This window comes from Paenibacillus sp. 1182 (genome assembly GCF_017833915.1).
GTDB classification, from domain to species: Bacteria; Bacillota; Bacilli; order Paenibacillales; family Paenibacillaceae; genus Paenibacillus; species Paenibacillus polymyxa_D.
Window position 1 is genome coordinate 1 of record NZ_JAFICR010000002.1, and the last position, 21,668, is coordinate 21,668.

The window sequence follows — 21,668 nt, forward strand, 5'->3', positions numbered from 1 at the left end:
ACGTCAGGGAACAAGCCCTTATGACGGCAGCCGTGCAGAACATGAAGAAGATGGCGATCCACCTAGATCGCCTGGAGAAACAGGGGTAACCCCCCTGCTTCTCCAGAGACCAGAGCATTATGATGTAAAAAAGAAACCCACGTCTCAAAATGACGGGGTTTCTCGACAATCTGAGGAGAAGCCGAGGGCTTCTCCTTTTTTTGTTTATAAGGGCGCTAACCATACGGTTCCTGTTCCCCTGTACACATTTACCAGCCCTTCGCCGGAAGCAGCCGAGCCCATTTTGGTTTTTCCAGATTTTTCGACGGTGAACTGTAAGGTATTGGACCACATGAGGGCAAAGTTACCATCCACCTTCAGCACATCATTTTGCAATTCTATAACGACCGCTTCCTCGGAAGGGATTGGCGCTTGAAGTGCCAGAACTCCTTTTCCGCGGGCGCTTAAATTAAATAACCCTTCTCCACCCAGTGCGGCAGAGGAAAGATTACTACGTGCAACGACGGATATGTCCAGCGTCGTGTCACAAGCCAAAAACAAGCCGTCTTCGATGGCAATATCATCATTGTCGACATCAATAAGCCAAATATATTGGTAGGTAGGCTCCAGCATAATGGTACCCGTGCCTTTATAGTGCGGTTTAATGGCCCCTGTCCCTGTTACAGCGCCGGACACCAAGTTTCGCATTAAGCCTCCCACGCCTTTTACACCGGTAGTCATTTCCATGCTACCCACAGTATATTGCATGGCTCCCGCCTTCATCATAATCTCACTATTGTTGATTTCGATCATGAGTTGCTTGCGGCGCATGTTACTTTTGCTCATATAGTAATTGTCTTGCGCAGCCGCAACCGAGGTGCAGCTCAAATCTGTTATGTATTCCAGTACCGTAAATCCGCCTAATTGGTCAGTGATAGCAACATTGCTGTTATCCTTTAAATTATTAATAACAAAAGCCATAAATGTAAGTGCCTCCTTGTTGTATTCATGGTGTGGGGATGGGAAACTTCTTTGTTCCATACAATATTCGACAAAGAGACTTCTTTTCCTGCGGCGAATCTTGACACTTCCCTTGGCTGATTTTCAGACTCAGAAAAGGAGAGCTTGAAAAAGATGCGAAAAAGGTTCAATATAAAGATATCGGTTTTTAAAATGATTGGCTTCGAAAGCAGCCGAATGAGAATGAAACATGAAAATAGGGGGTAGAGCAAGTGGAGATAGGGATAAGCACGTTTGTAGAAACAACGCCGGATCCCCAAACGGGGGAGGTTATCAGTCACGCACAACGAATACGTGAAGTGGTCGAGGAGATTGTGCTTGCAGATCAGGTAGGGCTGGATGTGTACGGCGTCGGGGAGCATCATCGTAAAGATTATGCGGCATCTGCACCTGCTGTTATCCTCGCTGCTGCTGCTGCACAGACCCAACGGATTCGATTAACCAGTGCAGTTACGGTACTTTCATCGGATGATCCCGTACGTGTGTTTCAGGATTTTGCTACACTGGACGGCATTTCGAATGGACGAGCTGAGATTATGGCAGGCCGGGGCTCTTTTATCGAATCGTTCCCGTTATTTGGGTATGATTTGGATAACTACGATGAGTTATTTGATGAAAAACTGGAGCTGTTATTGAAAATCCGAGAATCCGAGAAAGTCACCTGGAAGGGCGGACATCGGCCTGCAATTCACAATTTGGGCGTGTATCCGCGTCCAGTTCAAAATCCGTTGCCCGTATGGATTGGGAGTGGGGGGAATCAGGAATCTGTGGTTCGTGCAGGATTGCTCGGTTTGCCATTGGTTCTGGCGATTATCGGGGGTAGCCCTGTACAGTTTGCCCCGTTGGTGGAACTATATAAAAAAGCCGCGAGGCATGCCGGTCATGATGCATCGCTGCTTCCGGTTGCATCACACTCACATGGTTTTATCGCAGAGACTACTGAGCTGGCAGCGGATAAGTTCTTCCCTTCCACTCAGCAGAGCATGAATGTGCTTGGGCGTGAACGCGGTTGGGGCCCTTACACTCGCTCCAGCTTCGATGCCGCACGCAGCTTTGAAGGAGCGTTATATGTAGGTGATTCAGACACGGTTGCCAAGAAAATCATTCATCTCCGTAAACAGGTAGGCATTACACGTTTTCTGTTGCACGTGCCCGTCGGTACGATGCCGCATGACGATGTCATGAGAGCTATTGAGCTATTGGGAACAGAGGTAGCACCACGGGTTCGTGAAGAGATATCCAAGTGGGAATCCGAGAGTAAATAGGTGGATTGATCTCAGTAGACAAAGGAGAAAGGGGCAGACCATGAGCGATATGGCCGCTCCTTTCTTAACTCTAAAATAATCTATATATGAGCTGATCAGATCATTTTTTATTTTGTCCGTTTTTTATGCGTGATGCGCTTTTGCAACAGGGTTTTACCTTGTTTTAGTCTCTTAGGTTTAGCAGGGACTCTGCGCAGGATAGGTTTCTCTTGGATTGCCTTGGAAGGCAATGTCATGCGGAGTGTGGATGATGCAGGTTTTCTTTGACTGCTGCTCGTTACAAAGTTGATGGTGTAGTCCAAGACGAACGGACTAACTGCGATTCTCCGCAGTCCCACGCTTCTACAAGTGGTACAGCCTGTATCCCAGCACCAATTGAAGGCATTCTCAGGAACTTGAGTGAAATATGAACCCCGCCATTCGCGTCCAAAATCATCTTCAGCGTAATAAAAGAACGTATTCCCTCCTGCGAAGCCGCTCCAAACCTGAATAGTCTGTCCAGGGTTAACACGGTACCAGCCTGCTTTAGAATAGTTAACAGGAGTACAGCTGAAGTCCGGATAGGCAAAGACCACAAAGATAGCCGCATTGGTACTGTTGCGAAAATTGAGACCCATTTGTCGTCACTTCTTTCCTCATATAGTAATCCTACAGAGTATTCTATGAGAGTTTTGAAAGAAGGGAACGGACACGAGTCTCTTAATCGCTAAAATTGAACCATTTGCTGATGTCTATTTTGTTATGTTCATTTATAGATCTCCATTCGTTTGATTCTGGTTGATAGGTATAATCTTTTTGCCAGGTCACGATGTTTTCTACGATTGCCCGTATGGAAGAGGCGATATAGGAGACTTCCTGATTCGTCATCATGGGATGGAGCGACAGACGCACCCAGCCCGGTTTTCGAGATAAGTCTCCTGCATCGATCAGGTCTGTCATTTGTTTAGACGTTTGGGGGTCGATGCCCAGCAAATAATGTCCGTAGGGGCCTGCACAAGAGCAGCCGCCCCGGACCTGAATACCAAACCGATCATTCAATAGTTTTACGATCAGGTTATAGTGAATAGGACCGACAACGAAAGAAACGATTCCCATTCGTTCTTGGCTGCTTCCTCCTAAAATGTGTAGTCCTGGTATGGTACTCAAGCTTTTTAGTAATAATGATGTCAGTTCCTTTTTTCGCTCCAACATGCGGTTGTATCCCATTTGTTCTTTCAGCCGAATGCAGAGCGCCGTTCGAACGGCCTGTAGAAAGGCAGGGGTTCCTCCATCCTCACGGGCTTCAGTATTATCTTTATACTCGTATCCACCCCAAGGATTGGTCCAGCTAACTGTACCCCCTCCGGGCTGATCCGGAGCACAACTAAGGCATAGTCTCGAATCCATAATTAAAACGCCGCTTGTACCGGGACCCCCAAGAAATTTGTGGGGTGAAAATACAATCCCGTCCAGTTTCTCGAGAGGATCTGTGGGGTGCATGTTAATCTCGGCATAAGGTGCGCTTGCTGAAAAATCAATGAAACAAACGCCGCCATGTTCGTGCATTTTGCGAGATAGCTGGTAAATCGGTACTTCGAACCCTGTAACATTAGAGCAGGCGGTAAAGGCGCCGATTTTGATAGGGCGATGCCGGAATTGAAGCAGCAGTCGTTCGAGATGAGTTGGATCGACAATCCCGCCGGGACCCGGAGGAAGACATACAACGTCTCCAACGGTTTCTGCCCAGGAAATATGATTGGAATGATGCTCCATATGTGTAACGAAAATAACGGGGCGCTCTTTTTTGGCGATGGGGTAGAGGGGCTTTAATTTTTCATGTATTTTCAATCCTAATAGCCGCTGAAGCTTATTCACTGCACCTGTCATACCTGACCCGGCGAACAGGATGATATCATGTTCATTGGCATGAACGTGGCCCTTAATGATTTGTTTCGCTTCTTCATAGGCTTGGGTCATCAGAGTTCCTGTCAAATTAGACTCCGTATGCGTATTCGCCACAAAAGGGCCTAATTCATGAGCTATTTTCGACTCGATGGGTCCATACAGACGGCCACTGGCTGCCCAATCCGCATAAATCAGCTTTTTTTGTCCATATGGAGATTCAAAGGTCTGGTGATATCCGATTGTACTTTCACGATACCTTTGGAAATAAGCCTCGTTAGAAGGCTGATACCTACAATTACTGCTTCCAATTCGAGCCATGAGCATACGGCGCCTCCCAAGTCGTTCTGTCTTCTTAGGGTACGTAAGTAGGTCCGAATGGGTTAAAAAAAATAGGCGAGTGTCATCATTTAGTCACAATAAAAGCCTCATCCAACAGCCGGATAAGGCGCAAGTCTATGCTATATAAACAACTGCATATCGGATTCGAGCGCATCTTTTAGATACGTTTTGGCCTCGATAATTTCCAGTTCAGGTATAAATTCTTCCGGTTTAAAACCCATAATATCCACCGATAGCTTACAGGCATAAAATTTGACGTTTTTCTTCCGGGCACCTTTTAGGAAGTGGATCAGCTTTGGGGCTTCATTGTCTTCCAACATTTCCGTTAGCATCAGTTTGCCCAGACCACTAAAATTCATATGGGACAGCGGTAAGGATTCAGGCCCTTTGGGCGTCATCAAGTCCATGAGTTTCTCGTAAATCGTCTTATCCTCAAGCGTCATCTTCTCGGGATCACGAACCAGTGATAATCCCCAGAACGCAAAAAACATCGTCACATCCACATCCAATTCCCGCGCTGTATTTGCCAGAATCAGTCCAGCCATTGCCTTATCATAATCGCCGCTGAACATAAGCAGATTCATCCTTTTATCCACAATTCCCGCCTCCATTACCAACAGATATATTCAGTATGGATTTGGAAATGAAAACTATGCATGGTTCACTGTGTTGTCTGAAGCCGCAAATTTTTCTCACGGCACACTCGACAACTCAGCAAAAGATATCCTGTCTACAATATCAAAACCGTTTCCCTGTCCTCTTGGCTTCACAACTACAGTACCCAAGTTCGGAATCTCGCCCAAACCAATGCCTTGAGGGAAACTGTGAGCAATGATAACTTTGTTGGTCCCAGAAGGTGGAACTTTCTCTAACACAGAAGTCAGTTCGGCTAATGTACTTTCCTTCTCTGCTGCGGTTACATCACCACTTAGATTGTAAATTCTAACCCAGAAGGGATCTACATGAACATTTTCTGCTCCAAAAGCTAATTCTGCCGTTTCCCTTGTTCGACAAAAGGGACTTGCTATAACTGGGGTTTGAATGGGGATTTGTAAGCTCTTTATCCTTTCCCCAAAAAGTAAGGCTTGTCTTTTACCTTCCTCGGAAAGATTCCTTTGGAGTGAGCAATCGCCGAAGACGAGATTAGGTTGATCTTCTCCTAGCGTTGCTTCACCGTGCCTAACGAACAGAATGTATCCACCCTGACGAAGAGAACTTAGTAACTCTGGTTTAACTAGTCTAGCTTCCGCTGTATTTATAGCTGCTCCCACGATTTGTATCGGAGTCATAAGAAGTAAAGAAAGCATGCATGCATAAACTAACCTTTTCATCTTCGCATCTCTCCCCCTAAGAATACAATTTTGAGATATAGTATATGTATTGAGGGAAGAAAAAAAACGGGGAATAGTATAAGTTACTGTTTCATAAGCTAGGCGGTTGTAACCCTCTAACATTGAGTTTTTTACTATTTAACAATATGCTGCCAATCCTTTTCTGCGCTTTTTCTGCAGTTCCCTACCCAAAACATGACGCTACTTATGCAACGGTTCGCCGTTACCAATGTCATATCTACAAACCGTCCCATTCTGTATAATCTCAAGGGGAATTCAAGACACAAGCCTGAGATCGGGAGGATCATGAGAAAGTGAGTATAGAGAACAAATATAAAGCACTTGAACTGGAAAAGCCGGGCATCTACGAGCTGGAGGGACTGGAAGTCGGGGTCACCTCTAATTGCAACTTCAAGTGTGATTACTGCTGCGCATATCAGCGGAACGATGGGCAATGCATTAGCAGCAAAGAGGTCATTGATATTATTGATGACATTCCAACGTTAAAACGTGTGCGACTGTCCGGGGGAGAAGTGACCCTGAAGTATGAGGATTGTCTGGACATTGTGGCTCACTGTTCGAGCAAAGGAATCGCTACCCAGCTCAACACCAATGCCAGCTTGCTCAGCCCTGAACGAATTGAGAAACTGCGTGATGCAGGTCTTTCCAACATTCATATCTCCTTCAACTTCACGGATGCTGATAAATATGCAGCCTATTATCATGTTCATCCTCGCATGTATGAGAAAATTGTTCAAAATATCCGGTTATGCACCGAGGCCAAGCTGGAAACGGTGTTGGAGACGTTGCTGTTTGCGGAGACACAAAACAACATGCCAGCTATTAGCGAAATGGTATATGATCTCGGTGTGCGCATCCATGAAATCCAAAACAGCATTGTGATGGATCATACCAACTGGAACGCTATTTCCACCAAGGAAGCGCTCGTCCGTTCCGTTCATGACCTGATTGCACATAAAAAAGATGATACTGTATTGTATTTTACCTGCATGGATCGTTTTGCAGAAGCGCTGGGCTTTCAGGAGCAGCCGGGTGTGTATTTTTCCAATTGTGTTGATGGTAAAAAACAGCTCCATCTGCATGGGAACGGGGACATTCTGATCTGTGAGCTATGCCATCCTGTGGTCATCGGCAATATTTATGATGGAACATCCTTAAAGGATATTTACAAAAATAAACCGAAGCAGCTTCAGGAGTTTCTCGACAAACTGCCTTGTCCTGCATATGATGCGCTTTTTCCTGTAGGAAGCAAGTAGACATGATTTGAAATTGTGAAACTAAAGCATCTACCACCCTAACAGTCAGGGTGGTAGATATCCTTCATGTAACTCCATGAATCCTTTATCAATGATTTTATGAAAGGGTTTACATGTTAAAATATAAAAATATAATTCTCTTATGAAAGAAGGAGTAGATATGAAATATAGAAATGTAGGCAACAGTGGTCTTAAAATTAGTGAAATCGGCTTGGGGAGCTGGTTGACGTACGGTACAGCCGCCGAGCAGGAAGCAGCTCATACCTGTATTGCCAAAGCCTTTGAACTCGGGATTAATTTCTTTGATACCGCGAACGCGTATAACCGGGGAGAAGGCGAAAAGGCTATGGGAGCTGCTTTGAAGTCCTATCGAAGAGATAGCTATGTATTATCTACCAAGGTGTACTTCCCTATGGATACCGGTCCCAATGACAGGGGACTGTCACGCAAGCACATTATGGAGCAATGTGAAGCGAGTCTGAAGCGTCTGGGTACGGATTATATCGACATGTACTTTTGTCATCGTTATGATCCAGACACTCCTTTAGAAGAGACGCTGCGAGCGCTCGATGACCTTCAGGCTCAGGGTAAGATTCTGTACGCTGCTGTCAGCGAATGGAGTGCTGCCCAGCTCATGGATGCTTATGGGATTGGAAAAAGGCTGAATCTGCGCCCGCTGATTGCCAATCAGCCGATCTATAATATGTTCGAACGTTACATCGAGCATGAGGTACTTCCGGTATCCGGGCAGGTAGGCATCGGCCAAATTGTATTTTCGCCTCTGGCCCAAGGGGTCCTCACGGGGAAATACAAGCCTGGACAACCTTTACCGACGGGTAGCCGCGGGGCTGATGCCTCTGTCAATAATGTCATTAGTAGTTACATGAACGATACCGTTCTGAACTGTGTCCAGGAGCTGGATAAGCTGGCGAAGAATTTGGGTGTTACCCTGTCACAGCTCGCGCTTGCTTGGATTCTGAGAGAACCGGGTATCAGCGCTGCACTTATTGGGGCTACTAAACCGGCACAAATTGAGGAAAATGTAAAAGCAGTCGAAGTGACGCTGCAACCGGAGACATGCGCGGAAATTGAGCGGATTCTGAAGCAAGCAGAGGGTTTTGAACCTTTGCGTTAAGCATTCACACGAGCCTCTGTAGAGGCGAACCATTAACTAGTTCCAAGTATGGCATAAATACCTGAACCCACACTAAATACAACCCCGCTCACTAGAACGAGGATTTGCTTCTTACTGAGATCCAGCGGATCAAAAAAGATGGGTAATAGCCATTTTAGGGTGATGACAGACCATAAGCCCTCCAGTAACCCTAGCATCAACACCTTTTGTCCCCAGTGAAACTTCATTTGCGGTGTTAGCGGACCTGCTAGCATCAAATCACCTGAGGCACGGATATTCCAGAAAACGATAACCATGAATACAACAAGGGTTAACAATGTGGACATAATATAGGCGATATCTTTTTTAGCCTTTTTCGTAAGTTTCGGCGATTTTTTAAACTCAGGCAAGCCAATCAGGAAAAAAACGATTCCCATAAAAATAGCTGCGCCTATAAAGGAACCGAGTATGATATTGGCCACGATGCCGATGCCATTGATGATTAATAATAAAATAAGCTCTCCCCCTTTGGGGTTACGATGATAGTTATTTTATTGTACATGTAGGAACGAAAATGCTCAAATATTTGGAAAAGCCCCCGCGCTTTCGCCTGGGGCTTTTTTGACTTTTTGCCGATTATAATGCTGATTTAATGACCTTTTTATAATACAGGATGGATAGTATCCCGAAAATGGAATATAAGGCGGTGTACAGCACCATAACGATAATCATAGGCATCCAAATTTCGGTTCCAAACAAGAACCAGCCGGATTGAACGGCGAAATAGCTGTGTGATAGGCCAATCACTAATGGAATGCCAAAGTTAAAGAGTTGTTTTATTTTAATACCTCGAAGCAGGTCACTTTGGATGAACCCTAACTTTCTTAACACCGTATAATTGGCTTTTTCATCTTCGCTCTCATCCATTTGCTTAAAGTAAAGGATACAGCCTGATGTAATGAGAAAGGTGAGTCCCAAAAAGCCAACTACAAACATGATCACTCCCATGTTCCGCTTCTGATTGCTGCTCATTTCAAGGCGGGATGTTTGTTGATCATTAAAATTCGCAGCTGCAAAGAGGCGATCGGCTTCTTCAATCTGTGCTGCATTTATCATATCAATTCCAATATATAAGGATGACTTCTTTTGGATCTCTGGATTTACATCTTTCTTTAACCGCTCAAAGATGGTTTCGTCTACAATGACAGTAGGTACTCCCCCGGCTGCAAAATAGTAGGGAATGACATAATCCTTTTTTAGACCCACATATTGTTGAGGTATGACTTCTGTTTTCCCCTCCAAATCCAAGGGGCCAAAGTCTTTCAAGGACATGAATTTCTGTAACATATCATTATAGCCCGTTAAAACCGCTTGGCCTGGAGTTACATCCGTACCCTCCACAGATTGGTCGCTTACGACAGGCAGTGTCATGGAATCCGTACCATCATTTAATTGTTCCATAGGAGTCTCCATAATTTGCGCTGTCTTCACACTGACTTGAATCACTTCAATTTTCTTTTCACGATACTTTATATCATGCTCATGAAGTAACGCTTTGAATTTCTCCGCATCCGGTACATTCGTCATGGCAAAATGGGAAGGTACATTGTCCTCAGCTGCTTGATCCGCAGAATAATAGGCGATATAGCTTAAGGATAGTAAACCGATGGCAAGTGCCGATACTGTCGTAATAATGGTCAACAACAAAGCATTGGACTTCATGCGGAACATAATGGACGAGAGGGACAGCACCTCATGGATGTTTAAATATCCGCCTTTACTCTTTCTGATGATATTGGAAATAAAGCGGATAGATCCTTTATAAAAAAGGAGTGTTCCGATGATGACAGTGCCCAAAATAAACACCATAGCCATAAACAATTCATTTATGGATGTAAAGTCTCCACCAAATAATTTGGAGGAAACATAGTAACCTAAAGCGATGAGAGAGATGCCAATGATCCCGATGATCATCTCAAAGATCGATATTTTCTTGATTTTCCCTTCGGTGGTTGAGGTCACTCTGAACAAGGACAAAATACTTTGTCTTTTGATAAAAGAATAATTCATGAGCATGATCAGCAGGTAGATGACAACAAAAACGATGAGTGTTTGAGTCAGTGCTTGGTTAGAGAAATATAGAGTGGCAATGGCTTCGACGCCCGTCGTCTTAAATAAAATCATAATCACTAATTTGGAAAAGGAGAATCCAACCCCAATCCCAATGAAGAGGGAACTAAAGTATAAAATTAGGTTTTCAGCACTCAGGATGCGAAAAATTTTACTTTTAGTCATTCCGATCAATTGAAATAGGCCAATTTCTTTGCTTCGTCTTTTTATAAAAATATTATTGGCATACATAAGAAAAATGCAGACAATAGCGACCAGTAAAATGGAAGCTGCCCGTATGGAAGCTGCACCTTTAACAGACCCCTTCACTTCGTCCATGGAGGGATCGTACTGTAGTGTGACAAAAGCGAAATAGAGTGCAACACTGAAAATGAGGGCAAAAACATAAAGGTAATAATTTTTCAGGTTTTTTTTCAAATTTTTTAGAATGAGCAGATTAATGTTCATATTGGACCCCGCCTAAGACCCCTTGGGTTTTCATGATATCCTGGAAGAAGCTTTGTCTTTCCTGCTCGCCTTTGTGAAGCTGCGTATACATTTGCCCATCCTTAATAAAAATAACCCGACTGCAATGGCTGGCAGCGACAGGATCATGCGTGACCATAATAATGGTTGCTTTGCGTTTTTGGTTCAACTGGCCCAGCTTGTTTAATAAATCGGAAGCCGACTTGGAATCCAGTGCACCCGTAGGTTCATCGGCAAAAATAATACTGGGCTCATGAATAAACGCTCTGGCCGCTGATGTACGCTGTTTCTGTCCACCCGAAATTTCATTGGGATACTTATCTTTCAACTCATAAATCCCCAATTCTGTAGCCACTTCCTGAAATCTTCGGTTGGCTTCTTTCTTAGGCGTTTTGGTGATGGATAACGGTAAGAGGATGTTCTCCTTCACCGTTAGCGTATCCAGCAGATTATACTCCTGAAAAATAAAGCCTAAATGCTCTTTTCGAAATTCAGCCAGTTGCTTTTCCTTCATTTTCGTCATTTCGATATCATTGATTCTAATGGAACCTTGGCTCACTTTATCAATAGAGGAAAGAACATTCAGCAATGTGGTTTTACCTGAACCGGAGGCTCCCATAATACTGACAAATTCCCCTTCTTCAATAAGGATATCTATTCCCTTCAAAACCTCCTGCATATTGAACTTATTACCGTAGCTTTTACGGATTTTATGAGCTTCTAAAATGTTCACTTCGATGCACTCCTTATTGTTCTTGTAGCCTTATTATAAAAATAGAGCCGATGTTTTTCCTTTGATTGGGCGAACAATACATAAAAGCATGTGACATCTCTGTCACATGCTTACCACACTCACGAAATCATTTCGTTTGGGAAAAATTAAAGTGAAGGTTGTACCTACGTTCGGTTTGGAGTGCACATCTATATGTATGAGCAAGGTTTGTGCTGCCTTTTTCGTTAAATATAACCCCATACCCGTTGAAGTGTGATCAGAATGTTGGGTTGTGGAGGTAAAACCTTTCTCGAAGATACGCGGTATATCCTTCGGATCAATACCGCGTCCAAAGTCTTGAACCTCAAGCTGTATTCGATCCCTTTGTTCATAGCTGTGAATGATAATATCACTGGCATCGCTATATTTGATGGCATTGGTTAAGAGCTGTCTGATGATAAAAGCCAGCCATTTGGCATCACTCAGCACTTCCATGTGCTCAAGTTGGATGTCAAAACCGATCCCCTTTTGGATGCACCATGACTGTAATGCTTTGATCTCTTTAAAAACCAGAGATTTTAAATCCACTTGCTCGACATACAGATCATTTTCAATAAAAGATATTCGTTTGTGATGGAGCTGCTGATCCAGCAGTAAGTGAATTCGTAGCCATTCATAGGTTAACTGAGCTTTTAGGGACTTGTCGTCCAACCGCTCAATCATCAAATGCATGGTGGTCAAAGGTGTTTTTACCTCATGAATCCAGGATAATAGTTCATCTTTTTCATGTTCAAGTGTCAATTGATTTTGCGAGATGATCTGTTGTAACCGTTCGTTCTGGCCCGTGATTTTTTGTTCAATGATTTGCTCAAACGGACTCTCCGGTTCGCCTATACCCGTTAGTTCAAGAGAACTCTCCCATTTTTCTAGTGTGGTATAGAACTTGGTTTCCTTGGGATAACGAATGATTAAAAAAACCAAGAAAATCATCATAGATAAGAAGACGATATAAAGAATCGGCATTAACGGAATTGCTGCATCCACATAAGCAATGAACAGGATCAGGAATTGCTGACACACAAACAGTAGAATCCAGCTCCGCCTCTCTATAAGGTATTTTTTAATCATAGGCAGGTGCCTCTTCTGTAGCCATGTAGCCTTGCCCGACTTTCGTTTCAATGAAACGGCCCAAATCCAGCTCGTCCAATTTTTTGCGCAGGCGGTTCAAGTTGACGGTCAGGGTATTGTCGCTGACAAAACGTTCATCATCCCAGAGGCTTTTAATTAATTCCTCACGTGCAACAATTTTATTTTTTTGTTCGATCAGCAGCTTCAAAATAAAAATCTCGTTCTTGGTTAATTCGATGGAGCCAGTCTCATTGGCTACTACATTTTTTTCATAGTCGACCGTTGCGCCACACCATGTTTTAAGGGAGACAGGTTCTGTATTGTAATTATATACGCGGCGGAGTGTCGCCTGTAATTTGGCAATGAGTACATCAAAATGAAACGGTTTTTGGATAAAATCATCCGCTCCAAGCTGCATCGACATCACCATATCCGTAGGATGATCCCGTGAAGATAAGAAGAGGATGGGGACGTTAGAGTGGGATCGAATCATTCGACACCAATGAAACCCATCAAATTTCGGCAATTGAATATCTATCACGACCAGATCAGGCTTTATCGTTGTGAATTCCTGAATGACTTTATTAAAGTCCTGGATGCCATACACATCATAGTTCCATTGAGTTAACCGATCCTTCATTTCATGGAACAAAGTTTCATCATCTTCAATTAATAAGATTTTGAACAACGAATTCACCACTTTATATTTTTTTCAGGATTTTGCAAATTCCTCTTTTATAAAGTGTATAGCAAAAATTGTGTATATGCTACATGTGTGAATTCCACTTGATATTGCGATAATCTGCTGTTAATAGTTGAGGTTTATAGTGGGATTTAGATTGACTATCTCATATATATATATTAAAGGATGGATGCAATGATGGGGATTCACACGTATTTTCGGTCGCTAAATGAGCTGGAAAGAATCATCCGTTGTCCGGGTAAGTTTAAATTCGAGGAACACAGCGTATCGGCACATTCTTGGAAAGTCGTACAATACGCCAAAACGCTGGCTGATATTGAAGAGAGAAATGGTGTCCGTATTGACTGGAAAAAGCTATACGAGATTACGAGCAGTCACGATTACGGGGAGATTTTTATTGGAGACATCAAAACGCCAGTTAAGCACTCCTCTAAGGAACTACGATTATTAATCCAACAGGTCGAAGAGGGTATGATTGAGTATTTTATTGAAGAGAATATTCCCGAGGATTTTAAGGCTATTTTTCGCAAACAGCTAAGGGAAGGTAAAGATGATTCTGTAGAAGGTTTAATCCTTGAAGTTGCGGACAAGATGGATCAGGTATACGAAGCATTTGCAGAACTTCAGCGGGGAAATACGGAAAAAGAATTTATAGTCATGTACCGTAATGCACTTGTAAAAATCAAGAATATTCAATTACACTGCGTTGAGTATTTTTTGGAGAATATCCTGCCCGATATGGTCAAGGAAGAAACGCCTTTATCCATTGATATCAAGAAGATTACGGAAGAAGCCTTAGCTTTGTAAGTGAATCTCCCTACCGTCCAGAAGCTACCGAAGCGCTTCTGTTCATACATAATAATTCTCGTTTCAAAACGAGACAATGCTTGACTTCAAGTTAACTTTAAGTAGTAACATACGGAATGTGACGTGGTGCTTAGGAAATACGATGACTATTCTGACAATTTAGGAGTGATAGAAATTGAAAAAGAAACAACTGGGTAACAGTGACCTTCAAGTATCTGCACTGGGTCTGGGCTGCATGGGAATGTCCGAATATTACGGTGAGTTGAATGAGCAGGAGTCGATCAAAACACTTCATCGTGCGCTGGAGCTAGGGATAAACTTTTGGGATACTGCCGATGTCTACGGTGTGGGGGAAAATGAAAAACTGATTAGCCAAGTCCTGCGGAGCCGCCGCGACGAAGTCGTATTAGCCACTAAATTTTCCATTATGCGTGGGGAAGATGGCGCATTTATGGGTGTAAGTGGCCGTCCCAAATACGTAAAAGAGGCATGTGATCGCAGCCTGCAAAGACTGGGTGTAGATGTGATTGATCTGTACTACCAGCATCGTGTTGATCCGAATGTGCCTATCGAGGAAACAGTTGGTGCGATGAGTGACTTGGTTCAAGCGGGAAAAGTCCGCTATTTGGGGCTGTCCGAAGCTTCTCCTGGGCTCATTCGACGCGCTCACAAGGTACATCCGATTACAGCGCTGCAAACGGAATACTCCTTATGGAGCCGAGAAGCAGAAGATGAAGTTATACCGGCGTGTAAGGAACTAGGCATCGAGTTTGTGGCCTACAGTCCACTTGGACGCGGCTTTTTGAGCGGACAAATTCAGAAGTTTGATGATTTTGCAGAAGATGATTTCCGTCGCTCTGTGCCACGTTTTCAACCTGAGAATTTCCAGAAAAATCTGGATCTCGTGCAGCATGTTAAGGACCTTGCCGCCCAAAAAGGGGTCAAACCTTCTCAACTGGCGTTGGCATGGCTGCTTGCGAAAGAGGGAATTGTACCGATTCCAGGAACCAAGCGGGTTACGTATTTAGAGGAAAATGCAGGATCCGTCGATGTTGTTTTATCCGCACAGGAAATGGAAGCTATTAACGCAATTATTCCAAAAGGAATGGCAGCGGGTCTTCGTTATCCTGCAGAACGGATGCCGAATTGGCAAGCCGAATAATTAAGATAACATGTTAATCCCAAAAGCCGCCCTTAACGCGTATCGACGTGAAAGGCGGCTTTGTGGGTTTACATATACTGCTAAGGGTGTGCTTTTAAAATCCCCAAGGGACGTCTTACGGTCAGGAATGTACGACCGAAGTGAGCGTCCTATCTTTATAAAACAGGGGCTTGCAATGCAGTATTGATATTTTGTAGATCCATCGTAAGCTGCTCTTTTACGTTCCATGGGTGATACCAGCCACGTTCGATCATGTATGTTGAAATCTGCTCATGCATATCAATAGCCTCATCCAGTTGCTTCGTAAGAATTGCCTTAATTTCTGGAGTTCCCGCTTCTGTTACGGCCATAGCGTAATTTCTCACACCGCTTTTGGCCGCGTTCAGAAAATCGGCTGCAATGACTTGGTCCGTTAAGGTATGCAGTCCGGTCAAATGCTCCAACAGTGTATTCATGGCTTAACCTCCTGTGAAATGGCTTGATCTAAGAGGGTACCGAGTTCTTGTAATTGGCGGGTCGATAAGTCAACATCCTGCTGTAATATAGCTTTGAGAGTTGGATCAGAGATTAATGCTTGCATGGTTTTAGACTTGGTAAGACACACTGTTTTGAACGCTGACAATTCATGGACTTCAAGTGTTTCGTGCAGGCCATACACCATATGACGTTTACCTCCAATGCTCCAATATATAGTTAAGGTTTAAGTACAACTTTGATGCAATTGTCCTGTCTGGTATCAAAAATTTCATATCCACGTTTGGCGTCGCTTAACGGAATGACGTGTGTAACAACGTCTCCTGGGTCCACCTTTCCCGTATCAATCAGCTCATACATATATGGCATATAGTGAATAACGGGAGCCTGTCCCGTACGTAAATTAACATTTCGCTGAAAAATGTCTCCCAAAGGAAAACCGTTATATCGTCCGCCGTAGACTCCGGTAACTTGAATGGTGCCACCTTTGCGCACAGCTTGTGTAGCTATGACCAATCCTCCTAAAGCTCCACCGTGAAGTTTGAGACCAGAAGCCAAGGATTCTAGCGGAGACATTTTACCGCTCATGCCGGAACAATCAATAACTACATCCGCACCTCCTTTGGTCATCTCCTTCAGGTAGTTGCCGATGTTTTCTTGCGATTCCACATTAACAATTTCCACATGATTTGTACGCTTCGCATGTTGCAGACGATAATCCAGATAGTCTGCCGCAATGACTCGTTTTGCCCCTTTGAACCAGGCGAACTTCTGGGCTAGCAGACCTACCGGTCCACAGCCAATAACAATGACAGTATCCCCCTTCTTTACTCCGGCATTATCGACGCTCCAAAATGCAGTAGTCATGGCATCAGCAATCAGGCAAAGCTTCTCGTCAGGATGTTCACAACTCTCCGGAATTTTGAAGTGAGTGAAGTTGGCAAAAGGCACACGTAAATATTCAGCTTGTCCACCCGGATATCCACCAGTTGTTCCTGAATAGCCGAAAAAACCGCCCATTTCTCCATGCTCATTAGAATGATCACATTGACTTTCCAATTGGTTTTTACAATAAAAGCATTCACCGCACGCTATGTTGAACGGAATGATCACGCGGTCTCCCTTTTTTAAGTTGGTTACGCCGCTGCCAACTTCCTCTACAACCCCCATCGGCTCATGACCAATTACATAATCTTCCTGTAGATTCGGAATCATTCCATGAATGAGATGCAGATCTGAACCACAAATAGCGGTTGTCGTCAGTCTGACAATCGCATCGTCGGCTTTTTGAATACTTGGGTCCGGAACCTCTTTAACCACAACGTTTTTGATACCTTGGTAGGTCACTGCTTTCATGCCTGGTTTCCTCCCATATGTTCGTCCGGCGTGCGATCAAACATACCCTTGCGGGTGGTATCGTCTGGGAACAGTTTCATTTTACTGATGTCCACCGTCTTGTTGGCTGATAGTTGATCCAATTGATACTGCTTTTGCAGATCATAGGGATGAAACCACTTTTTTCGTACCATAAGATCAGTAATTTCCTGATGAAGAGCGATGCCTTGATGCAGTTGATTGCGCAACAGAGTTCTGGCATCTGGAGAGACGGTTTCCGTCAAGGCTACGGCTGTATTTCGAACTCCTTCCTTGACGCGAATCAGAAAATCCATCGCTAAGGTCGTGTCTGCCATTTCTGGCATGTTTAATGAGTTTCTTGGATCCACATAATCCATTTTAGCGGACTGGGTCTGATCTAATGTCACATCATTCACCTCAATTTAAGATTGGTGTTGGTCGGAATTCTGGAACAGGTGCCTGAAACGGTGCTTTAACATACAATGCTTGCAAATCGGCAATAGCTTGTATAGATTGCTGAACATCTTTTTCCATTAAATCCTTTAGCTCTTGATCGAATACCAAGCCCTGCATTAATTTGGACTTGGCTAAGCATAACGTTTTAAAATTAAGCGCTTCGTGGATTTCTAAGGACTCATGCGCCGCTAATGTAGACTGTTGGTTTATCATCGGATCACCTTTCTTTTATGTTTCTCAAAGGTATGTTATCCAGCCTAACTAGGTTTATTCGAAAGGATCGTGCTATTCGGCTTCAACCTTGCCAAGTGCTTTTTTGGCCGGTCCTTCAATGACTTCGCCTTGATATGAAAAGCGAGAGCCATGACAAGGGCAATCCCATGTTCTTTCCGCTTCATTCCACTCGACTTCGCAACCCATATGGGTGCATGTCGTGTCCACTAGGTGCAATGCTCCTTGTGGGTCTCGGTATGCGCCTGCTCTTTTGCCGTTTACCCGGATGACCGACCCTTCGTCGTGTTCCAGTTCTTCGGCTTTTTTGTAGCTGATGTCTAACTTTCCAGCAATCAAATGTTTAGCCACATTTGCATTTTGAGTTACAAATGTTTTAATGTCGGGGTCCATATGAAACCTTGAAGGGGAGAAAAGATCCTGGTAGGGGCTTTCCTCTCTGGTAATCAGATTCGTATTTAATAAGGCTGCCGCTACACTTGTGGTCATCCCCCATTTTCTATAACCCGTAGCAACGAGGATGTTAGAGGTGTTGGATAGTTCCTGCCCAATATAAGGGAGCTTGTCTAGCGTATACAAGTCTTGGGCCGACCAGCGATAAACGATCTCCTTTAATCCAAATGTTTGCTCCGCGAACTTTTGTAAAGCTTCATAGTACTGGAAAGTACAGATTCCTTGTCCCGTTTTGTGACCTTCCCCACCGACGATAACCATTGGTTCTCCGTTTACCATTACGGAGCGAAGTGAACGTTTTGGGGTTTCTGCACTTAGATACATACCACCTGGATAGATTTTATCGGTTTTGACCGCGAGTACATAAGACCGCTCGGCATGCAATCGCGCAAAATAAAGACCGTTGGGATCATTGAATGGAAAATGTGAGGAGGATACGACATGGTTGCAGGTAATTTTCTTTCCGTCGCTGGTTGTAATGATGGCAGGGTTTCCTTTTTCCACATCTACAACGGTGGTTTGCTCATAAATTTCCCCGCCCTGACGGATGACTTGGTTTGCCAAATATCTTAAGAAAGGTACAGGATTAAACTGGGCCTGGTTTTTCATCTTAATAGCTGCTTTAGTTGAAAACGGCAGAGGCGTTTGTTCGACATAACTTCCCGGGATGCCAAGTTGCTCGTAAGCTTTATATTCGTCGGCAATTTTTTCCACATACGTATCTTCACATGTATAAACGTAGGCATCTTCTTCTGTAAATTGACAATCGATATTAAATTCTTCTACCGTTTGTTTGATAAATTGAAGAGCGTTGTGGTTGGCTTCGTAATAGAGCCGGGTTTTTTCCTTGCCAAAATGTGAAATAAACTCGCTGTAGATCAAATCATGCTGTGCGGTAATTTTGGCGGTAGTATGACCGGTTGTCCCATGAAGTATCCGCCCTGCGTCGACGACGGCGACGTTTAGTCCTTTTTTAGAAAGTAAATAAGCAGTGGTAATACCGGTAATCCCCGCACCTACAATGGCAACATCCACCTGAATATCCTCATTAAGTTTGGGGAAGTTAGGGATGTCAGTGGAAGCTAACCAATACGATTCGGGAAATTGCGGAAATGCGATACGAGATTTGCTTTGTGTCATTTTTACAAAAACCCCTTTGAATACAATTTATGTATATTGTTATCATTGTGGGGTTTTATATTCACTGAACGACTCTCTTTAGTATTTTTTTGATACAGGGGGGAGTGATGGAAAGGAAACAAAGCCGTCCTTAACGCGGATCGGCGCGAAAGGAGGCTTTGTGGGTTTAAATATGCAGCTAAGGACGTGGTTTAAAAATGCCGAAAGGACGTCCTACGGGCAGAAATGTTCGGCCAAAATGTGCATTCAGAACGGCAGCTCCTGTACCGTACAGCGAGAGTAGACCAATGCCCATTTCAGCATAAGCGGCTATGGTATGGAACACCTCTGGGGCGATGCCGAATGCATCGAAGCTAAGGCCGAGGAATAGAAAATCAATCAACACGAAAATAAAAAATAGGACCTTGTGCGTCTCCATGGCTCCAATGGTCATGAAGAGCGTGAAGATGAGATAGCCGGCAAAGGCAAAGCCGAGCTGTTTGCCATCTACAGCAGATGCTAGCTCTGAGCCGAATACGCCCATTTTAATCATCCAGCTACTAGCTACGGCTAACCAGAAGAAGGCGTAAGCACCAAATGCCGTCATGCCAAAGGTATTGTTATGCTTTGCATCCTGAATGCAGGCAAACAGCTGTGCAAAGGCACCAAGGAAAATAGCCCAAGGGATAATAAAGCTCAAGCCTTCAGTGAGACCAAGCTTTTGGGATGAAGCTACAAGTGTTACAATAGCCAAGCCAAACAGGCCGATCGCACTCGGATCGGCCGTTATGATTTTTACGTTAGCATGAGATTCATTTTGCATGAAAAAATAGAAGCCTCCAATAATGTTCAAATACGCGTCAATCTGCCGATGCCAGAATCACACTGACATATTGTAACGGAAACCGGCGTGCTCGCATAGTAGGGAATTCATAGATTTCTATCTATTACGGTGCCTGTATTAACGTTATTACGACCATCCTCGATACTGACTGAGGTAAAAGGAATACTTTCAGCTTGCTTTAATCTTGTTTTAAGCTTGACCAGGTACACTCAAGGCAATTTTCCTAGGAAGGATGTATAACAAATGAAGACGAAAAGGGCCGTTTGGATTCCAGCTATGATTGCAGTTACGGTAGCAGTTCTACTCGTCATCTACTATTACTACATGTCATCGCTCTCCGGCGGTGGACCTGGCCCACGGCTATCAGAAGGTGGGTCTACAGGGCCTGTGGGCGTACATCCTCGTGGAGAAGGGCGTGGGGGCAACGGGGAAATATTCAAGACTTTGGGTACGATTTCCGTATTTCTTGGTGCGGCCGCTTTCTCTTGGTTCTGGTTTAAGAAGAAGCTAAGATCGCCATCAATGTTGGTTAGAAGAGCCGGGCGGTTGTTACATTCCCTCCATAAACTTCTGGGTTGGGCGACCTTGATCCTGATTGCCGCTCATGGTATTTATTTTTTGATAACCAAGCTTCAAGATAACAAAACCTATACCGGGATTGCGGGATTTGTCATTCTGCTGGCGATCGCCGGGTATGGCTTCTTCATTAACAAAGTTCGTAACAAGTGGATGCGGAACGTACATCGTTTGCTCGGATTGCTTTGGGTTCCCGTGTTGCTGCTACATGCTGGCGGATCGGCGATTATGGCGGTCATCGCCAGCCTTGCAGTGGGGGTACTTGTCTGGGTACTGGAAAGAATCGTTGAGAAAACGACGAAGCCTGTTCCAGGGGACACTCCCTGATTATCTTGAATGGTGTTACCGCAGGATTTGTGATAATATTTACACCTATATAGAATGAGGAAGTGACATAGTGATTAATATAACAATTCCAACTCCGGATATCACGATTACCAAACAGGTTAACCCTGAGCTCAGCCATATTTACGGGTTTACCGACTTTCACCTGATCCCTAGAGATAAGGCGGGTATCTTTATGTTTTACAATGCGCAGGAGGAACTGCTGTTCGTTGGTAAAGCAAGAAAGCTAAGACCAAGAATCAAAAAGCATTTTGAAGATAACGTATCGCCGATCAAGGACAAGCGGAATGAGGTTGTGATTATCGAGGTTTGTATTGTAGAAGATGCGGTAGAGCGAGAAATTTATGAAACCTACATTATCAATTCACAAAAGGCTAAATATAACGTTGAAAAAGTATTTTTTAAGTAATGGAGTAACTTCCGTATGAAAAAAAGAGCAATAAGTCGCAGTGACTGTACTGCCCTTATTGCTTTTTTGTATTTCTGCATTTTAGATCC

At 43.9% G+C, this 21,668-nt stretch carries 24 protein-coding genes; 7 read left to right on the plus strand and 17 right to left on the minus strand.

Translation table 11 applies throughout. From position 1 onward, the window contains the following. Window positions 1–204: 204 nt before the first annotated feature. On the minus strand, window positions 205–960 hold the full coding sequence (locus JOD82_RS02995; protein WP_029518860.1) for an AIM24 family protein: 756 nt from the start codon (window positions 958–960) through the stop codon (window positions 205–207). A gap of 251 nt (window positions 961–1,211) precedes the next feature. Here JOD82_RS02995 and JOD82_RS03000 point away from each other — a divergent pair, with 251 nt between their 5' ends. After that, the gene (locus JOD82_RS03000) at window positions 1,212–2,264 is read left to right on the plus strand and encodes an LLM class flavin-dependent oxidoreductase (protein ID WP_069012299.1); all 1,053 of its coding nucleotides are present in this window, start codon (window positions 1,212–1,214) and stop codon (window positions 2,262–2,264) included. 107 nt (window positions 2,265–2,371) lie between these two features. Here JOD82_RS03000 and JOD82_RS03005 read toward each other — a convergent pair whose 3' ends face one another. The 4 genes from JOD82_RS03005 to JOD82_RS03020 form a co-directional block, all read right to left on the minus strand. Further along, entirely contained in the window at window positions 2,372–2,881 is a 510-nt protein-coding gene (locus JOD82_RS03005; RefSeq protein WP_029518858.1) for a DUF1036 domain-containing protein, read from the minus strand. 82 nt (window positions 2,882–2,963) lie between these two features. Further along, window positions 2,964–4,472, minus strand: coding sequence for an aminotransferase class V-fold PLP-dependent enzyme (locus JOD82_RS03010; protein WP_069012298.1), 1,509 nt, complete (start codon window positions 4,470–4,472; stop codon window positions 2,964–2,966). Window positions 4,473–4,606: 134 nt separating this feature from the next. Next, the gene (locus JOD82_RS03015) at window positions 4,607–5,083 is read right to left on the minus strand and encodes a DsrE/DsrF/DrsH-like family protein (protein ID WP_029518856.1); all 477 of its coding nucleotides are present in this window, start codon (window positions 5,081–5,083) and stop codon (window positions 4,607–4,609) included. 96 nt (window positions 5,084–5,179) lie between these two features. Next, window positions 5,180–5,818 carry a histidine phosphatase family protein gene (locus tag JOD82_RS03020; protein WP_069012297.1) on the minus strand — a complete coding sequence of 213 codons (639 nt, stop codon included), beginning with the start codon at window positions 5,816–5,818 and terminating at the stop codon, window positions 5,180–5,182. A gap of 314 nt (window positions 5,819–6,132) precedes the next feature. On the opposite strand from JOD82_RS03020, the gene JOD82_RS03025 reads away from it, so the two are divergent. Together JOD82_RS03025 and JOD82_RS03030 are read left to right on the plus strand one after the other, a co-directional pair. Beyond that, complete coding sequence (locus tag JOD82_RS03025) at window positions 6,133–7,095, plus strand: radical SAM protein (RefSeq protein WP_069012296.1); 963 nt, start codon at window positions 6,133–6,135, stop codon at window positions 7,093–7,095. Window positions 7,096–7,255: 160 nt separating this feature from the next. Continuing rightward, complete coding sequence (locus JOD82_RS03030; RefSeq protein ID WP_069012295.1) at window positions 7,256–8,230, plus strand: aldo/keto reductase family protein; 975 nt, start codon at window positions 7,256–7,258, stop codon at window positions 8,228–8,230. A gap of 32 nt (window positions 8,231–8,262) precedes the next feature. Here the strand turns inward: JOD82_RS03030 and JOD82_RS03035 are convergent, their stop codons facing one another. The 5 genes from JOD82_RS03035 to JOD82_RS03055 all read right to left on the minus strand — a co-directional run bounded on the left by JOD82_RS03035 (window position 8,263) and on the right by JOD82_RS03055 (window position 13,332). Then, complete coding sequence (locus tag JOD82_RS03035) at window positions 8,263–8,646, minus strand: hypothetical protein (RefSeq protein ID WP_209947537.1); 384 nt, start codon at window positions 8,644–8,646, stop codon at window positions 8,263–8,265. Window positions 8,647–8,845: 199 nt separating this feature from the next. Beyond that, window positions 8,846–10,786, minus strand: a complete 1,941-nt coding sequence (locus tag JOD82_RS03040) for an ABC transporter permease (protein WP_209947539.1) — start codon at window positions 10,784–10,786, stop codon at window positions 8,846–8,848. Beyond that, window positions 10,776–11,537 (minus strand): ABC transporter ATP-binding protein, encoded by a 762-nt coding sequence (locus JOD82_RS03045; protein WP_069012292.1) that lies wholly within the window; start codon window positions 11,535–11,537, stop codon window positions 10,776–10,778. The genes JOD82_RS03040 and JOD82_RS03045 overlap by 11 nt, the downstream gene beginning before the upstream one ends. A gap of 102 nt (window positions 11,538–11,639) precedes the next feature. After that, window positions 11,640–12,644, minus strand: coding sequence for a sensor histidine kinase (locus tag JOD82_RS03050; RefSeq protein ID WP_029518849.1), 1,005 nt, complete (start codon window positions 12,642–12,644; stop codon window positions 11,640–11,642). Continuing rightward, window positions 12,637–13,332 (minus strand): response regulator transcription factor, encoded by a 696-nt coding sequence (locus JOD82_RS03055; protein ID WP_029518848.1) that lies wholly within the window; start codon window positions 13,330–13,332, stop codon window positions 12,637–12,639. The genes JOD82_RS03050 and JOD82_RS03055 overlap by 8 nt, the downstream gene beginning before the upstream one ends. Before the next feature lie 192 nt (window positions 13,333–13,524). On the opposite strand from JOD82_RS03055, the gene JOD82_RS03060 reads away from it, so the two are divergent. Together JOD82_RS03060 and JOD82_RS03065 are read left to right on the plus strand one after the other, a co-directional pair. Then, window positions 13,525–14,154: a YfbR-like 5'-deoxynucleotidase gene (locus tag JOD82_RS03060; RefSeq protein WP_209947909.1), complete on the plus strand. Its 630-nt coding sequence runs from the start codon at window positions 13,525–13,527 to the stop codon at window positions 14,152–14,154. 175 nt (window positions 14,155–14,329) lie between these two features. Continuing rightward, on the plus strand, window positions 14,330–15,316 hold the full coding sequence (locus JOD82_RS03065) for an aldo/keto reductase (protein ID WP_209947541.1): 987 nt from the start codon (window positions 14,330–14,332) through the stop codon (window positions 15,314–15,316). 155 nt (window positions 15,317–15,471) lie between these two features. Here the strand turns inward: JOD82_RS03065 and JOD82_RS03070 are convergent, their stop codons facing one another. The 7 genes from JOD82_RS03070 to JOD82_RS03100 all read right to left on the minus strand — a co-directional run bounded on the left by JOD82_RS03070 (window position 15,472) and on the right by JOD82_RS03100 (window position 20,228). Then, complete coding sequence (locus JOD82_RS03070) at window positions 15,472–15,771, minus strand: spore coat protein (RefSeq protein ID WP_029518845.1); 300 nt, start codon at window positions 15,769–15,771, stop codon at window positions 15,472–15,474. Then, on the minus strand, window positions 15,768–15,977 hold the full coding sequence (locus tag JOD82_RS03075) for a hypothetical protein (RefSeq protein WP_029518844.1): 210 nt from the start codon (window positions 15,975–15,977) through the stop codon (window positions 15,768–15,770). Before JOD82_RS03075 ends, JOD82_RS03070 begins: the two co-directional genes overlap by 4 nt. Before the next feature lie 32 nt (window positions 15,978–16,009). Then, complete coding sequence (locus JOD82_RS03080) at window positions 16,010–17,146, minus strand: zinc-dependent alcohol dehydrogenase (RefSeq protein WP_165145582.1); 1,137 nt, start codon at window positions 17,144–17,146, stop codon at window positions 16,010–16,012. Beyond that, on the minus strand, window positions 17,143–17,523 hold the full coding sequence (locus tag JOD82_RS03085; RefSeq protein ID WP_209947911.1) for a spore coat protein: 381 nt from the start codon (window positions 17,521–17,523) through the stop codon (window positions 17,143–17,145). The genes JOD82_RS03080 and JOD82_RS03085 overlap by 4 nt, the downstream gene beginning before the upstream one ends. 40 nt (window positions 17,524–17,563) lie before the next feature. Next, window positions 17,564–17,815 (minus strand): hypothetical protein, encoded by a 252-nt coding sequence (locus JOD82_RS03090; protein WP_039271973.1) that lies wholly within the window; start codon window positions 17,813–17,815, stop codon window positions 17,564–17,566. Between the two features lie 72 nt (window positions 17,816–17,887). Beyond that, window positions 17,888–19,426, minus strand: a complete 1,539-nt coding sequence (locus tag JOD82_RS03095) for an FAD-dependent oxidoreductase (protein WP_209947543.1) — start codon at window positions 19,424–19,426, stop codon at window positions 17,888–17,890. Window positions 19,427–19,604: 178 nt separating this feature from the next. Then, window positions 19,605–20,228: an acetate uptake transporter gene (locus tag JOD82_RS03100; protein WP_029518839.1), complete on the minus strand. Its 624-nt coding sequence runs from the start codon at window positions 20,226–20,228 to the stop codon at window positions 19,605–19,607. 264 nt (window positions 20,229–20,492) lie between these two features. Here JOD82_RS03100 and JOD82_RS03105 point away from each other — a divergent pair, with 264 nt between their 5' ends. Both JOD82_RS03105 and JOD82_RS03110 read left to right on the plus strand, forming a co-directional pair. Further along, a complete protein-coding gene (locus tag JOD82_RS03105; RefSeq protein WP_209947544.1) occupies window positions 20,493–21,152 on the plus strand; it encodes a hypothetical protein in 660 nt (219 codons plus the stop codon). A gap of 70 nt (window positions 21,153–21,222) precedes the next feature. Further along, a complete protein-coding gene (locus tag JOD82_RS03110) occupies window positions 21,223–21,579 on the plus strand; it encodes a nucleotide excision repair endonuclease (protein ID WP_209947546.1) in 357 nt (118 codons plus the stop codon). Window positions 21,580–21,668 lie beyond the last annotated feature (89 nt).

Coding starts and splice junctions, on each gene's coding strand:
- JOD82_RS02995 (WP_029518860.1), bottom strand. CDS start 960: ATGGCTTTTGTTATTAATAATTTAAAGGATAACAGCAATGTTGCTATC.
- JOD82_RS03040 (WP_209947539.1), bottom strand. CDS start 10,786: ATGAACATTAATCTGCTCATTCTAAAAAATTTGAAAAAAAACCTGAAA.
- JOD82_RS03075 (WP_029518844.1), bottom strand. CDS start 15,977: ATGGTGTATGGCCTGCACGAAACACTTGAAGTCCATGAATTGTCAGCG.
- JOD82_RS03030 (WP_069012295.1), top strand. CDS start 7,256: ATGAAATATAGAAATGTAGGCAACAGTGGTCTTAAAATTAGTGAAATC.
- JOD82_RS03100 (WP_029518839.1), bottom strand. CDS start 20,228: ATGCAAAATGAATCTCATGCTAACGTAAAAATCATAACGGCCGATCCG.
- JOD82_RS03060 (WP_209947909.1), top strand. CDS start 13,525: ATGGGGATTCACACGTATTTTCGGTCGCTAAATGAGCTGGAAAGAATC.
- JOD82_RS03090 (WP_039271973.1), bottom strand. CDS start 17,815: ATGATAAACCAACAGTCTACATTAGCGGCGCATGAGTCCTTAGAAATC.
- JOD82_RS03050 (WP_029518849.1), bottom strand. CDS start 12,644: ATGATTAAAAAATACCTTATAGAGAGGCGGAGCTGGATTCTACTGTTT.
- JOD82_RS03005 (WP_029518858.1), bottom strand. CDS start 2,881: ATGGGTCTCAATTTTCGCAACAGTACCAATGCGGCTATCTTTGTGGTC.
- JOD82_RS03080 (WP_165145582.1), bottom strand. CDS start 17,146: ATGAAAGCAGTGACCTACCAAGGTATCAAAAACGTTGTGGTTAAAGAG.
- JOD82_RS03035 (WP_209947537.1), bottom strand. CDS start 8,646: ATGGGAATCGTTTTTTTCCTGATTGGCTTGCCTGAGTTTAAAAAATCG.
- JOD82_RS03095 (WP_209947543.1), bottom strand. CDS start 19,426: ATGACACAAAGCAAATCTCGTATCGCATTTCCGCAATTTCCCGAATCG.
- JOD82_RS03105 (WP_209947544.1), top strand. CDS start 20,493: ATGAAGACGAAAAGGGCCGTTTGGATTCCAGCTATGATTGCAGTTACG.
- JOD82_RS03070 (WP_029518845.1), bottom strand. CDS start 15,771: ATGAATACACTGTTGGAGCATTTGACCGGACTGCATACCTTAACGGAC.
- JOD82_RS03020 (WP_069012297.1), bottom strand. CDS start 5,818: ATGAAAAGGTTAGTTTATGCATGCATGCTTTCTTTACTTCTTATGACT.
- JOD82_RS03085 (WP_209947911.1), bottom strand. CDS start 17,523: ATGGATTATGTGGATCCAAGAAACTCATTAAACATGCCAGAAATGGCA.
- JOD82_RS03010 (WP_069012298.1), bottom strand. CDS start 4,472: ATGCTCATGGCTCGAATTGGAAGCAGTAATTGTAGGTATCAGCCTTCT.